Genomic DNA, 254 nt, shown 5'->3' on the forward strand with positions numbered 1-254 from the left:
GCCCAGCCCGGCGACGAGCCAGACTGGGTCTGGTCGGAGACGCGGAGCGGCGAGGACGACACCGCAGATGCCACTCCCTCGCCGGACACGTCCGGCGAGCTGGATCCTGTGGCGCGGCTGGAAACGCTGCTGTCGCCGGTTCCCGTCTCGGCCGACGAGCTGGCGCGGCAATCGGGCCTTCCGGTCGGACAGGTTCAGGCCGCCCTGCTGGAGTTGCAGCTGAGCGGTTCGGTCGCCGTGCTGCAGGGCGGGCT

1 protein-coding gene is annotated in these 254 nt (G+C 72.0%); it reads left to right on the forward strand.

The features are described from left to right. Nucleotides 1-254: DprA-like winged helix domain-containing protein (locus SB717_RS37745; protein ID WP_410908280.1), on the forward strand; the 254-nt coding region annotated here is incomplete at both ends.

Origin of the sequence: Priestia sp. SIMBA_032 (genome assembly GCF_046535215.1) — a bacterium.
Lineage (GTDB): Bacteria > Bacillota > Bacilli > Bacillales > Bacillaceae_H > Priestia > Priestia aryabhattai.